General features: G+C 68.7%; 13 protein-coding genes. 9 read left to right on the forward strand and 4 right to left on the reverse strand.

Features of this window, described 5'->3' with window-relative positions; translation table 11 throughout:
• Positions 1-30 precede the first annotated feature (30 nt).
• Positions 31-2,112, forward strand: a complete 2,082-nt coding sequence (gene ligA, locus ACAG20_RS15860; protein WP_370493251.1) for an NAD-dependent DNA ligase LigA — start codon at positions 31-33, stop codon at positions 2,110-2,112.
• Positions 2,113-2,214: 102 nt separating this feature from the next.
• Here the strand turns inward: ligA and ACAG20_RS15865 are convergent, their stop codons facing one another.
• On the reverse strand, positions 2,215-2,880 hold the full coding sequence (locus ACAG20_RS15865) for an amino acid-binding protein (RefSeq protein ID WP_370493252.1): 666 nt from the start codon (positions 2,878-2,880) through the stop codon (positions 2,215-2,217).
• A gap of 57 nt (positions 2,881-2,937) precedes the next feature.
• On the opposite strand from ACAG20_RS15865, the gene gatC reads away from it, so the two are divergent.
• The 5 genes from gatC (at position 2,938) to ACAG20_RS15890 (ending at position 6,520) form a co-directional block, all read left to right on the forward strand.
• Positions 2,938-3,237 (forward strand): Asp-tRNA(Asn)/Glu-tRNA(Gln) amidotransferase subunit GatC, encoded by a 300-nt coding sequence (gene gatC, locus ACAG20_RS15870; protein ID WP_370493253.1) that lies wholly within the window; start codon positions 2,938-2,940, stop codon positions 3,235-3,237.
• Positions 3,234-4,715, forward strand: a complete 1,482-nt coding sequence (gatA, locus tag ACAG20_RS15875) for an Asp-tRNA(Asn)/Glu-tRNA(Gln) amidotransferase subunit GatA (protein WP_370493254.1) — start codon at positions 3,234-3,236, stop codon at positions 4,713-4,715. Before gatC ends, gatA begins: the two co-directional genes overlap by 4 nt.
• A gap of 29 nt (positions 4,716-4,744) precedes the next feature.
• Positions 4,745-4,981 carry an amphi-Trp domain-containing protein gene (locus ACAG20_RS15880; RefSeq protein WP_112684622.1) on the forward strand — a complete coding sequence of 79 codons (237 nt, stop codon included), beginning with the start codon at positions 4,745-4,747 and terminating at the stop codon, positions 4,979-4,981.
• Positions 4,982-5,029: 48 nt separating this feature from the next.
• Entirely contained in the window at positions 5,030-6,061 is a 1,032-nt protein-coding gene (locus ACAG20_RS15885; RefSeq protein WP_013829661.1) for an ATP-dependent 6-phosphofructokinase, read from the forward strand.
• Between the two features lie 105 nt (positions 6,062-6,166).
• Complete coding sequence (locus ACAG20_RS15890) at positions 6,167-6,520, forward strand: hypothetical protein (protein WP_112684654.1); 354 nt, start codon at positions 6,167-6,169, stop codon at positions 6,518-6,520.
• 4 nt (positions 6,521-6,524) lie between these two features.
• On the opposite strand, the gene ACAG20_RS15895 is transcribed toward ACAG20_RS15890, so the two are convergent.
• Positions 6,525-6,911 (reverse strand): DUF2237 family protein, encoded by a 387-nt coding sequence (locus tag ACAG20_RS15895; RefSeq protein WP_112684620.1) that lies wholly within the window; start codon positions 6,909-6,911, stop codon positions 6,525-6,527.
• Positions 6,912-6,943: 32 nt separating this feature from the next.
• Here ACAG20_RS15895 and tenA point away from each other — a divergent pair, with 32 nt between their 5' ends.
• Together tenA and gatB are read left to right on the forward strand one after the other, a co-directional pair.
• Complete coding sequence (gene tenA, locus ACAG20_RS15900; RefSeq protein WP_112684618.1) at positions 6,944-7,612, forward strand: thiaminase II; 669 nt, start codon at positions 6,944-6,946, stop codon at positions 7,610-7,612.
• Positions 7,613-7,635: 23 nt separating this feature from the next.
• A complete protein-coding gene (gene gatB, locus ACAG20_RS15905) occupies positions 7,636-9,138 on the forward strand; it encodes an Asp-tRNA(Asn)/Glu-tRNA(Gln) amidotransferase subunit GatB (RefSeq protein WP_112684616.1) in 1,503 nt (500 codons plus the stop codon).
• Positions 9,139-9,411: 273 nt separating this feature from the next.
• Here the strand turns inward: gatB and gjpA are convergent, their stop codons facing one another.
• Both gjpA and ACAG20_RS15915 read right to left on the reverse strand, forming a co-directional pair.
• Positions 9,412-10,461: an outer membrane porin GjpA gene (gjpA, locus tag ACAG20_RS15910; RefSeq protein WP_370493255.1), complete on the reverse strand. Its 1,050-nt coding sequence runs from the start codon at positions 10,459-10,461 to the stop codon at positions 9,412-9,414.
• Positions 10,462-10,779: 318 nt separating this feature from the next.
• The gene (locus tag ACAG20_RS15915; protein ID WP_370493256.1) at positions 10,780-11,901 is read right to left on the reverse strand and encodes a PQQ-dependent sugar dehydrogenase; all 1,122 of its coding nucleotides are present in this window, start codon (positions 11,899-11,901) and stop codon (positions 10,780-10,782) included.
• Between the two features lie 146 nt (positions 11,902-12,047).
• On the opposite strand from ACAG20_RS15915, the gene ACAG20_RS15920 reads away from it, so the two are divergent.
• Complete coding sequence (locus tag ACAG20_RS15920) at positions 12,048-12,851, forward strand: DoxX family membrane protein (RefSeq protein WP_112684612.1); 804 nt, start codon at positions 12,048-12,050, stop codon at positions 12,849-12,851.
• Positions 12,852-12,870 lie beyond the last annotated feature (19 nt).

Below are 12,870 nucleotides of genomic sequence, written 5' to 3' on the forward strand. Positions count from 1 at the left end.
GCCAGGGTAGTCAGCCGATAGCCTGCCAGGGTGAGTCCAGAGGCCGACAGCGTGAGCCCCGACATCCGGCGGCAGTGGCACGACCTGGCTGAAGAGGTGCGCGAACACCAGTTCCGCTACTACGTCAAGGACGCGCCGGTCATCCCCGACAGCGAGTTCGACGAGCTGTTCAACCGGCTGCTCGCCCTCGAGGACGCCTACCCCGAACTGCGCGTCGCCGACTCGCCGACCCAGCTGGTGGGCGGGGCGGGGTTCACCACGGACTTCACACCGGCCGAGCACCTGGAGCGGATGCTGTCGCTGGAAGACGTGTTCTCGCCCGATGAGCTGACCGCGTGGGCGGGCCGGGTCGCCGGCGAGATCGGCGGCGACACCACCTATCTGTGCGAGCTCAAGGTCGACGGGGTGGCGCTCGGGTTGGTGTATCGCGACGGCCGGTTGGTCAGTGGCGCCACCCGCGGTGACGGCCGGGTCGGCGAGGATGTGACGCTGAATGCGCGGACCATCGCCGACATCCCCGAATTCCTCACCGCCGACAGTGAATTCCCGATCCCGGCGGTGCTGGAGGTGCGCGGTGAGGTGTACTTCCGGCTGGAGGACTTCGAAACCCTCAACGCCGGGCTGGTCGCCGAGGGCAAGGCGCCGTTCGCCAACCCACGCAACAGTGCGGCCGGCTCGCTGCGGCAGAAGAACCCGGCGATCACCGCCCGGCGCAACCTGCGGATGGTCTGCCACGGCCTGGGCTACACCGAGGGATTCAACCCGGCCACCCTGCACGAGGCCTACACTGCGATGAAGGCCTGGGGCCTGCCGGTCTCACCGCACACCGCCCGCGTTGAAGGCATTGCCGCGGTGGCCGAACGCATCACCTACTGGGGCGAGCACCGCCACGACGTCGAACACGAAATCGACGGTGTGGTCGTCAAAGTCGACGACCGGGCACTGCAGCGCCGGCTCGGCGCCACCTCCCGGGTGCCGCGCTGGGCAGTGGCCTACAAATACCCGCCCGAGGAGGCGCAGACCACGCTGGTCGACATCCGGGTCAGCGTCGGGCGCACCGGCCGGGTCACTCCGTTCGCCTACATGACCCCGGTCAAGGTGGCCGGCTCCACGGTGGGGCTGGCCACGCTGCACAACGCCTCGGAGGTCAAACGCAAAGGGGTGCTGATCGGCGACACCGTGATCATCCGCAAGGCCGGTGACGTGATCCCCGAGGTGCTCGGTCCCGTCGTCGATCTGCGCGACGGCACCGAGCGTGAGTTCGTCATGCCGACCCACTGCCCGGAGTGCGGCACCCTGCTGGCGCCCGCCAAAGAGGCCGACGTCGACATCCGCTGCCCCAACGCCCGGTCCTGCCCGGCGCAGCTGCGCGAGCGGGTCTTCCACGTCGCCGGCCGCGGCGCCTTCGACATCGAGGCGCTGGGCTACGAGGCGGCCACCGCGCTGCTGGGCGCCGGGGTCATCACCGACGAAGGCGACTTGTTCACCCTCACCGAAGACGACTTGCTGCGCACCGAGTTGTTCACCACCAAGGGCGGTGCGCTGTCCAAGAACGGCCGGCAACTGCTGGCCAACCTCGACAAGGCCAAATCCCAACCGCTGTGGCGGGTGCTGGTGGCATTGTCGATCCGCCACGTCGGCCCGACCGCAGCCCGGGCGCTGGCCACCGAGTTCGGCAGCCTGGAGGCGATCACCGCGGCGTCCACCGAGCAGCTGGCCGCCGTCGAGGGCGTCGGGCCCACCATTGCCACCGCGGTCACCGAATGGTTCGACGTCGACTGGCACCGCGCGATCGTCGACAAATGGCGGGCGGCCGGGGTGCGGATGGCCGACGAGCGCGACGCGAGCATCCAGCGCACGCTGGAGGGCCTGAGCATCGTCGTGACCGGGTCGCTGACCGGCTTCTCCCGCGACGAGGCCAAGGAGGCCATCATTGCGCGCGGCGGCCGGGCGGCCGGATCGGTGTCGAAGAAGACCGCCTACGTCGTCGCCGGTGACGCGCCGGGGTCGAAGTACGACAAGGCCGTCGAGCTCGGCGTGCCGATCCTCGACGAGGAGGGCTTCGTCAAGCTGCTGGCCGAAGGACCGGCGGACGACGAGCCGACGGATTAGCAGCGGCGGTCGCGAGCGCGGCGGAGCCGGGCGACGTGGGCCGGCGCCATCAGCAGCGGCGGTCGCGAGCGCGGCGGAGCCGGGCGAAGTGGGCCGGCGCCATCAGCGCAACAGCGTGGCGACGATCCCGGCGAGATAGCCCAACCGCGCCACCTCGGCCGGCAGGAACGGCGGGCCGCCGGTGCGGCCCAGCACGATCGCAGTCTGCGGGTCCCCCAGCGGGGCGGCCAGTAGCGCGGTGTCCATTTCCCGCCACACCGCGGGCACCCAGTCGGCGGTGTTGTCCAAGACGGCGGCGCGCGCGAGCGGCAACCACGGCACGGCGCCGGCTTCGGTCTCGGGAGTGCCCGGACTGCCCACAAGCCGGCGGAACCCAGCGGCGGACCCGTCGCCGCGCCACACCGCGCACCAGCTGACCCGCAGCACCCGGGGTGCTGCGTCGGCCAATTTCTGCAGCTTGGCCTGACGGTCACCGGCCGCCGCGACGCGGTCGATGAGCTCGAGCTCGCGGTGCGCCTCCAGCAGCCCGGTATACGGGCGAACACTGTGCACCCGGATGCCCTCCAGCCGCTCCGCGGCGGTGATCAGTACATCGGGCATCGCTCCGGGGGGCAGCTCGACCACCAAGTCATCGATCGCCGATCCGGAACCCCGCTCGATGACATCCAGCGACAAGATGTCGGCTCCCACCGAGCCCAGCGCGACCGCCAGCGAGCCGAGGCTGCCGGGGCGGTCGTCGAGTTCGACGCGCAGCAGATAGGAAGACACCGCAAAACTGTCCCACAGTGGCCGCACCGAAAGTGACGCCGACTAGTCTTGCCAGTCGTGCCCCAGATCTCCCGTGACGACGTCGCCCATCTGGCTCGGTTGGCCCGGCTGGCGCTGACCGACGCCGAGTTGGACGGTTTCGCCGACCAGCTCGACGCGATCCTGACCCATGTCAGCACGATTGCGGCCGTAGACGTCACCGGCGTCGAGGCCACCGACAACCCGCTCAAGGCCGTCAACGTGACCCGGCCCGACGAGCTGGTGACCAGCCTGACCCAGCAGCAGGCGCTCGCGGGCGCCCCGCGTGCGGAAGACGGCCGCTTCGCGGTCCCGCAGATCCTGGGGGAGAGCCAGTGAGTGAGCTGATTCGCTCCGACGCGGCCACCCTGGCGGCGCGGATCGCCGCCGGTGAGGTGTCTTCGGTAGAGGTGACCCAGGCCCATCTGGACCAGATCGCGGCCACCGACCAGCGTTACGGCGCCTTCCTGCACGTCGGCGCCGAGGAAGCGCTGGCCGCCGCCGCAGCCGCCGACAAGGCCATCGCCGCCGGCGAGGCACCGTCGCCGCTGGCGGGAGTGCCGCTGGCCCTCAAGGACGTCTTCACCACCGTGGATGCGCCCACCACGTGCGGATCGAAGATCCTGGAAGGCTGGCGGCCGCCCTACGACGCGACCGTCACCGCCCGGCTGCGCGCGGCCGGTATCCCGATCCTGGGCAAGACCAACATGGACGAGTTCGCGATGGGCTCCTCCACGGAGAACTCCGCCTACGGCCCCACCCGCAACCCGTGGGACGTCGAGCGGGTGCCCGGCGGGTCCGGCGGCGGCAGCGCCGCGGCACTGGCGGCATTTCAGGCACCGCTGGCCATCGGCACCGACACCGGCGGCTCGATCCGCCAGCCGGCCGCGCTGACCGCCACCGTCGGTGTCAAACCCACCTACGGCACCGTGAGCCGCTATGGGCTGGTGGCGTGCGCGTCGTCGCTCGACCAGGGCGGGCCGTGCGCGCGCACCGTGGCCGACACCGCGCTGCTGCATGCTGTGATCGCCGGGCATGACCCGCGCGATTCCACCTCGCTGGACGCCGCGGTGCCCGATGTCGTCGTCGCCGCGCAAGCCGGCGCCGCCGGGGATCTGTCGGGCGTGCGGATCGGGGTGGTGCGCCAGCTGCACCGCGGGGAGGGCTACCAGCCCGGCGTGCTGGCGTCGTTCAACACCGCCGTCGAACAGTTGACGGCGCTGGGAGCCCAGATCTCCGAGGTGGACTGTCCGCACTTCGACTACGCACTGTCCGCCTACTACCTGATCCTGCCCTCGGAGGTGTCGTCGAACCTGGCGCGCTTCGACGCGATGCGCTTCGGGCTGCGCGTCGGCGACGACGGTACCCACAGCGCCGAGGAGGTGATGGCGCTGACCCGCGCCGCCGGCTTCGGCCCGGAGGTCAAGCGCCGCATCATGCTCGGGACCTACGCGCTGTCGGCGGGCTACTACGACGCCTACTACAACCAGGCGCAGAAGGTGCGCACCCTGATCGCCCGTGACCTGGACACGGCCTATGAGTCCGTCGACGTGCTGATCTCGCCCACCACCCCCAGCACGGCCTTCCGGCTCGGCGAGAAGGTCGACGACCCGCTGGCGATGTACCTGTTCGACCTGTGCACGCTGCCGCTGAACCTGGCCGGGCACTGCGGTATGTCGGTGCCGTCGGGGCTGTCCGGCGACGACGGGTTGCCGGTGGGTCTGCAGATCATGGCGCCGGCGCTGGCCGATGACCGGCTCTACCGGGTGGGGGCGGCCTACGAGGCCGCTCGCGGCGTACTGCCGACGGCGATCTGAGGGCGACGTCACTTCCGTACCCTGGGAATATGGCTGAAGAAACGATTCACGAGGAAGAACGGATGATGACCCGGGCGGAGGCCGCGGCGGACCTGCGGCGGCTGGCCGACGAACTGGAGGCCGGGAAGATCTCCTACGGGGCCGACGGCAGCCTGGAGGTGCCCGAGGCACTGGAGCGCGAGATCGAGATCGAGCGCGAGGACAAGGGCACGAACATCAAATACCAGGTCGAATTCGAGTTGGAGTGGTCTGTTCCCAAAGTCTGATCCGGGCAATGGGAAAACCGGTGGCCGCACACCGGGCAAGATGGGGGCATGCGGATCGGAGTCCTCACCGGTGGCGGTGACTGTCCCGGGCTGAACGCGGTGATCAGGGCGGTGGTACGCACCTGCGATTCGCGCTACGGCTCGTCGGTGGTCGGCTTTCAGGACGGTTGGCGCGGCCTGCTGGAGAACCGGCGCATCCAGCTGGCCAACGACGACCGCAACGATCGGCTGCTGGCCAAGGGTGGCACCATGCTCGGCACCGCCCGGGTGAACCCGGACAAGTTGCGTGCCGGCCTCGACCAGGTCAAGGCGACCCTCGACGACAACGGCATCGACGTGCTCATCCCGATCGGTGGGGAGGGCACCCTGACCGCGGCGCACTGGCTGTCGCAGGAGAACGTCCCGGTGGTCGGGGTGCCCAAGACCATCGACAACGACATCGACTGCACCGACGTCACTTTCGGGCACGACACCGCGCTGGAGGTCGCTACCGAGGCCATCGACCGGTTGCATTCGACCGCCGAATCCCACCAGCGGGTCATGCTGGTCGAGGTGATGGGACGCCACGCCGGCTGGATCGCCCTGAACGCCGGCCTGGCCAGCGGCGCGCACATGACGCTGATCCCCGAGCAGCCGTTCGATGTCGAAGAGGTGTGCCGGCTGGTCAAGCAGCGCTTCCAGCACGGCTCGTCCCACTTCATCTGCGTCGTCGCCGAAGGGGCCAAACCCGCGGCCGGGTCGATGGAGCTGCGTTCCGGCGGGATCGACGAGTTCGGCCACGAGCGGTTCACCGGGGTTGCCGCCCAGCTGGCCGTCGAGATCGAGCGGCGTGTCAAGAAGGAAGTGCGCACCACGGTGCTGGGCCACGTGCAGCGGGGCGGCACCCCGACCGCTTACGACCGGGTGCTGGCAACCCGGTTCGGCGTTAACGCCGCCGACGCCGCCCACGCCGGCGAGTACGGGATGATGGTGTCGCTTCGCGGCCAGGAGATCGGGCGGGTGGCGCTGGCCGACGCGGTGCGCCAGCTCAAGGTGGTGCCGCAGAGCCGCTACGACGACGCGGCGGCGTTCTTCGGGTAGCCGGTGTTTGTACACGGCGGATTAGGGCAATAGTCGCCGAGTGGTCGCCGGGTGTTCGCCGGACTACTGTTCGCTTGCCGGATGAACGAAGGTTGGGGGGCCGGTATGGGAAAGCTGTCGCGGACGGCCACCGCGCTGGCGGCGCTGCCGATCGGGCTTGTCCTCGCCGCCCCGGCTCACGGTACCGGCGACGCGGTAAGCGATTACGTCGCCGATCACGGTGGGGAGGTCTGTGCGTTCATGGATGCTCAGCCCAACCTGGCCGGGGTCAAGGCCGCGGTCAACCACATCCTGGTGACCAGCGGGTTGGCCGAGAACCAGACCGGACGGCTGCTGGCCGGCTCGGTGACCGCGGACTGTCCCGAATACGGCGGCCTGGTCGACGAATTCGTCCGGTATGTCCATCGCCGCCAGCAGCAGCAGCAGAACGGCGGTATCGGCGCCGTGCTCGGCAACTAACGGTTCACAGCTCGCCCAGGTCATCCGGCACGTCAACGGCGTAGCCGCGCAACACATCCAGCGAAACCACGTCGAGGGTGCGTTCATGGGTGGCGGCCAGCACCACCGGGGCCGCACGGCCGTCTCGGTGTGCCCGCAGCCAGTTCAGCGCGGTGACACACCAGCGGTCACCGGGGGTCAGCCCGGGGAATCGGTAGGCGGGCATCGGCGTGGACAGGTCGTTGCCGATCGAGCGCTGGTGCTCGAGGAACTCGCCGGTGACCACCGCGCAGATGGTGTGCAGTCCGATGTCCTCCGGCCCCGACGAACAGCAGCCGTCGCGGTAGAAGCCGGTCACGGGGTCGCTGCCGCACGGCTCCAGCGGGCCGCCCAGTACGTTGCGCTCAGCCATGGCCAAACGGTACCGCCCGGTTAGCCTGAGGCATGGCAGACCGTATGCGCGACGTGCTCTGGGCCGATATCGCCGGGATCTACCGACGAATCTGCGAACACCCCTTCATCACCGGGCTCACCGACGGGTCGCTGGGCCACGACCGATTCCGTTATTACATTGCCCAGGATGCCCACTACCTGCGGGCCTACGCCCGGGCACTTGCCGGTTGCGCGGCCAAGGCGCCGGTCGAAGCGGAGCTGACGATGTTCGCCGAACATGCCGGTGTCGCGCTCGGCGCCGAGCGCGAGCTGCACACCGGGCTGCTCGCCGAGCTGGGAATGGACACCGCCCAGGCGGCCGCACTGCCGATCACCCCGACGACGCAGGCCTACGCGAGCCACCTGGTGGCCGTCACCGCATCGGGTTCCTACGCCGAAGCCGTCGCCGCGGTGCTGCCCTGCTACTGGGTCTATGCCCGGGTCGGCGAACATCTGCAGCGCCACGGTTCACCGGTGCCACTGTTCCAGCGCTGGATCGACACCTATGCCGGCGAGGATTTCCAGGCCGTGGTCGACGCGGTGCTCGCCGTCACCGACGGTATCGGTGCGCAGGTGTCGCCGGCCACCGGGGAACTGATGCGGCGGCATTTCCACACCAGCGCGCGCTACGAGTGGATGTTCTTCGACGCCGCCTACCGGACGGAGGACTGGCCGGTGTGACCCGGTCACCTAGACTTTGCGCCATGACCGCTGCTGTCGCCGACCTGCTCGACTACGACGACGTCATCGCCCGCTTCGACCCGGTGCTGGGCCTGGAGGTGCACGTCGAGTTGTCCACGGCCACCAAGATGTTCTGCGGCTGCTCGACCGCGTTCGGCGCCGAACCCAACACCCAGGTGTGCCCGGTCTGCCTCGGGCTGCCCGGATCGCTGCCGGTGCTCAACGCCGTCGGTGTGGAGTCGGCCATCCGGATCGGGCTGGCACTCAACTGCGAGATCGCCTCCTGGTGCCGCTTCGCCCGCAAGAACTACTTCTATCCCGACCAGCCGAAGAACTACCAGATCTCGCAGTACGACGAGCCGATCGCGTTCAACGGTTACCTGGACGTGCCGCTCGACGATGGCACAACCTGGCGGGTGGACATCGAGCGCGCCCACATGGAGGAGGACACCGGCAAGCTCACCCACGTCGGCAGTGACACCGGCCGCATCGAGGGTGCCAGCGAATCCCTGGTCGACTACAACCGGGCCGGCGTCCCGCTGATCGAGATCGTCACCAAGCCGATCACCGGGGCCGGCGAACGTGCCCCGCAGATCGCCCGGGCATACGTGACCGCGCTGCGGGACCTGCTGCGCTCGCTGGATGTCTCCGATGTGCGGATGGATCAGGGGTCGATGCGCTGCGACGCCAACGTCTCGTTGATGCCGCGCGGCGCAACCGAATTCGGAACGCGCACCGAGACCAAGAACGTCAACTCACTGAAGAGCGTCGAGGTGGCCGTCAGCTACGAGATGCGCCGCCAGGGTGCGGTGCTCACCGGTGGTGGCACCGTCATCCAGGAGACCCGGCACTTCCATGAGGCCGGCTACACCAGCCCCGGACGGACCAAGGAGACCGCCGAGGACTACCGCTATTTCCCCGAGCCCGATCTGGAGCCGGTGGCGCCGAGCGCCGAATGGGTTGAACGGCTGCGCGGCACCATTCCCGAGCTGCCGTGGCTGGCTCGCAAGAAGATTCAAGACGAATGGGGCATCTCCGACGAGGTGATGCGCGATCTGGTCAACGCCGGCGCGGTCGAACTGGTTGCCGCCACCGTGTCAGCCGGGGCATCCAGCGAGGCGGCTCGGGCCTGGTGGGGAAACTTCCTGGTGCAGAAGGCCAACGAGGCCGGCGTCGAGCTCGACGCGCTGGCGATCACCCCGAAGCAGGTCGCCGACGTGGTGGCGCTGGTGGATTCGGGCAAGCTGTCCAACAAGCTGGCCCGCCAGGTGGTCGAGGGGGTGCTGGCCGGTGAGGGCGAACCCGAGCAGGTGATGACCGACCGTGGCCTGGTCGTGGTGCGCGACGATTCGGTGATCCAAGCGGCGATCGACGCGGCGCTGGCTGCCAATCCTGATGTGGCCGACAAGATTCGGGGCGGGAAGGTACAGGCGGCCGGTGCGATCGTTGGCGCGGTGATGAAAGCCACCAAGGGTCAGGCCGACGCCGCCCGGGTCCGGGAACTGGTGCTGGCGGCCTGCGGGTAAACGCCAGGTCTCAGCCGGAGACACCGCCGTTGATCTGCTGCGGCCGGCGGGCCCGCGGGTGGTTCCGGTGCTCGAAGATGAACTGCAGCCACCGAACGTCGATCAACATCGTGTCGTCATCCTTTTCCCTAGATGACTCCCAAGGTAAGCCGGATATTTAAGGCGGTCGGGCGGGGGCGGTAAAGCTTTTGTGAGAACCGGTCCGGCAGCGTCGACGACACCAGTGGCCCCCTTCGGGATCGAAGGGGGCCACTGGTGTGGCAACGAACAGTCCTACAGGCCGATCGAACTCGCGAGGTCGGCGAGCAGGTCGCCCGCCGCGGAGCTGCCGGTGCCGGCCAGGTCGTCGAGCGGATTGCCCACGCCATCCCAGCCCAGCGCGTTGGCGATGATCTCCTGCAGGCTCTGCCACGCACCCAACAGCCCGACGCCTTGGCCCTCAGCCACCAGCGGGAAGCCCATGAGGCCGGTGGTCAGCCCCAGTCCGTTGATGATCGAGCCGCCGATGCCGGGAGAACTGCCGTCGAAGATCTCCTTCACGAAGCCTTCGACGTCGGTGCCGGTGAGGCCGGGCGACAACAGGCCGCCGAAGGTGTAGCTCAGCTGGGTGACGTCCAGAACCGCGGGCAGCAGACCGGCCTCGGTCAGGGTCGGCAGCAGCGCGTCCAGGTTGAGGGTGGCCCCGTTGAGGAACCCGCCGACCATGTTGGCCGGGATGTTGGCGATGTCCTGCAACGCCGCCGTCCAATCCGGGTTGTCGCCGGACAGTGCGGTGCTGATCTCGCCGATGCTGTTGCTCAGCGCCACCAGCGGGCTGATGGACGGGCCGAGCGCGCCGATCAGCACCCCGCTGAGCGGTGACGCCAGAAAGGAGAGAACCGGCGTGAGCTCATCGGTGCTGAGGGGGAAGTCGTCGGGCATGTACTGCGGCATCACCAGCGCGATCAGTGCCTGCAGCGCGTCATTGCTCAGCAGCAGCGGCGACATCGGCAGATCGGTTTGCATGCTGGGCTGCACAACGGCGTCGATGACCGCCTGCGGATCGATGGACACGCCGTTCATCAGGTCGGCGATCAGTTGCTGCCCGGCCACCATCGGGGCCGCTGACATGGCGTCCCACAGCGTGGTGGCGTTGGTCTTGGCGGTGTCGAACACGTCCTGCCAGGCACCGAAGAAGTCGAAGTCGGCCGTCAGCGCCACAGCAGATGAGTGCGCGGCAGGCAGGCTCGGCAGCGGCGCGGTGACCGGGGCGGCGGCGATGGCGCCGGCGCCGATGAGCGCCGCGCCGGTGACGATCCATGGTGAGCGAACAACGTATTGCATGGGTCTCCTCATTACTATTGCTGTGACGGGTCGCACGGCTTCCGAAACATTACTTGAAAGTAGTGTAGGAAACTAATCAACGCAGGACTTTTTTTACGCAGCCGTAACAACACGGCGGACGACGGTCTACGTTTCTGGAGTTGATCCACAAAAATGCAAGTTCAAGCCGATTTTTAGTCCACTCTTGGGGCAGTTGCTGACCGCCACGGGCCTGGCCGTTCGCGCAATCCGGCGAACGCTGACGCGCTTGTCCCGTCCAATTGCAAAGATTGGCCTGAGTTGACCTAATTGCAAGCTCAGGTCAATGCATGACCCGGATCAATCCTTGTCGTCATTGGCGCGCGGGAACCCGCCGCCGGACGGGAACAGCGGGAACACCACATCGTCGAGCTTCTCCGCGTCGCCGGCGGTCTTGTTCACCGTCGCGCCCCAGACGTTGCCGTCCGGCGACATCTCGACGGCCCAGACGTGGCCGTGGGTGTCTTGGCGCATGACCTCGGGTTCGCTGGTGACCGAACCGGTACCGGCGGCCAGGCGTACTGCGACGGTCTGCTTGGTGTTGATCAGGTTGACCAGCACGATCCCGTCCATCGCGGCGCAGCCGGCGACGCCGGGTTTGTCCGGCCACGTCCACACCGTCGAGACACGGGAGTCCTTGGTGATGCGCTGCAGGCGGTCCCCGCTGGGGCTGCGGTCGGTGACGTAGAGCGAGCCGTCGACATGGTCGATGCACAGCCCGCCGCCGGCGCCCAGCCCGCTCAGCGCGGTGGTGGGGGCGGCCTGCCCGATCGTCGTCGGCTGCTCGATGCGCAGCACCTTGCCCGCCGTCGAGCCCGGGTCGGCGGCCGCCGCCGGGTTCCCGGCATCCCCGGTCAGCACCACCAGCGTGGTGGGACTGGTGAAGATCAGCGCGCCGGTGTTGCCGGTAGCGCCCTTGGGAATTCCGGTCAGCAGGTCCTTCGGCACGTCGCCGTCGGCGATCCGGATCACCCGGTTGTCGGTGGGGGTACTGATGTAGGCGTACATCAGCCGGTCCTGCCGGTAGGTCGGCGACAGCACGATGTCCATCAGTCCGCCGTCACCGGCCGGGTCGACGCCGATGACAGTCTTCACCTTGGGCTCGGCGGTCAGCGAGATCTCCTTGACCGCGCCGGTGGTCCGCTCGGCGACCAGCGCCGACTTGCTGTCGGCGTGCATGATCAGGCCGCTGGTGCTCTCCAGGCAGCCCTGCATCACCCCGGGGGCCGGGCACTGCTTGGGAAACGGGTTGGCGGGCAGCGGCGGGGGCGGCGGAGGGGTCGTGGTGGGTGCCATGCCGCGGCGCGGCACCGTGGTGAACGGCTGCGATTGAGCGTCATCGAAGTGCGCGCAACCGGTCAGCACCAGCAACACCACACCCAGCACGACAGGCACCCGAACAACCGCCCTGCGCATCCGCATGCCCGACAGGGTACGGACACCGCGTTCCGTTTCGCCACGATGCCCGCCGCAGCAGCGCCTCGCCCGGCCGCACCGAGCCGGAATCGATTCGCTAACGAAGCCGTTCAAATCCCCAATCGCGCCGGGGTTGCCCTTACCCTTGCAGGGTGAAGAGTCAAGGTGAGGGCTCACACTGGCGTCGGCCGGGTGATGCTGGCGACGCAGGCAAAGGACGTCCCAAGTCGGCGCGTCTGGTAGATCCGGAGGACGACATGCCATCGCCGACCTATACCGGTGATTTCGAGACAGCTGCGATCCCGCCCTACGATCCGACCGGTTCGCGCCCGCTCGGTGGCGACTACAACCCGCTGCCCTACGCCGAGCCGCAGAGCACCGCCGGGCGAGTGGTCGGTTCCGGCGCGGACACCGACGACCCGTTTCGGGTGGTGGACCGGCGCGGAACCCAGGATCTGGGCCTATTGATCCTGCGGCTGGGCCTGGGTGTGTCGCTGGTCGCCCACGGGCTGCGTCAGCTGTTCGGCTGGTGGGGTGGCCAGGGTCTGACCGGATTGAAGAGCTCGATCGCCGAGGCCGGCTACCAGCACGCCGACATCTTGACCTACGCCGCGGGGGGCGGGCAGATCGCCGCCGGCCTGCTGCTGGTGCTCGGCTTGTTTACCCCGCTGGCCGCTGCCGGCGCACTGGCCTATCTGATCAACGGTGTGCTCGCCGGGGTCTCGCAGGGCCAGGGGCGCTTCGACTACTTCCTGCCCGACGGCCACGAGTACCACATCATGCTGATCGTGGTGGCGGTGGCGATCGTGCTGGTCGGGCCGGGCCGGTACGGGCTCGACGGTGACCGCGGCTGGGCCCGGCGGCCCTTCATCGGGTCGGTTGCGGCATTGCTGCTCGGGATCGCCGGCGGCGTGGCGATGTGGGTGTTGCTCAACGGGGCGAACCCGCTGGCCTAGCTCTGCCGGCAGCCGGCCC

Source organism: Mycobacterium sp. pW045 (genome assembly GCF_041287085.1).
GTDB classification, from domain to species: Bacteria; Actinomycetota; Actinomycetes; order Mycobacteriales; family Mycobacteriaceae; genus Mycobacterium; species Mycobacterium algericum_A.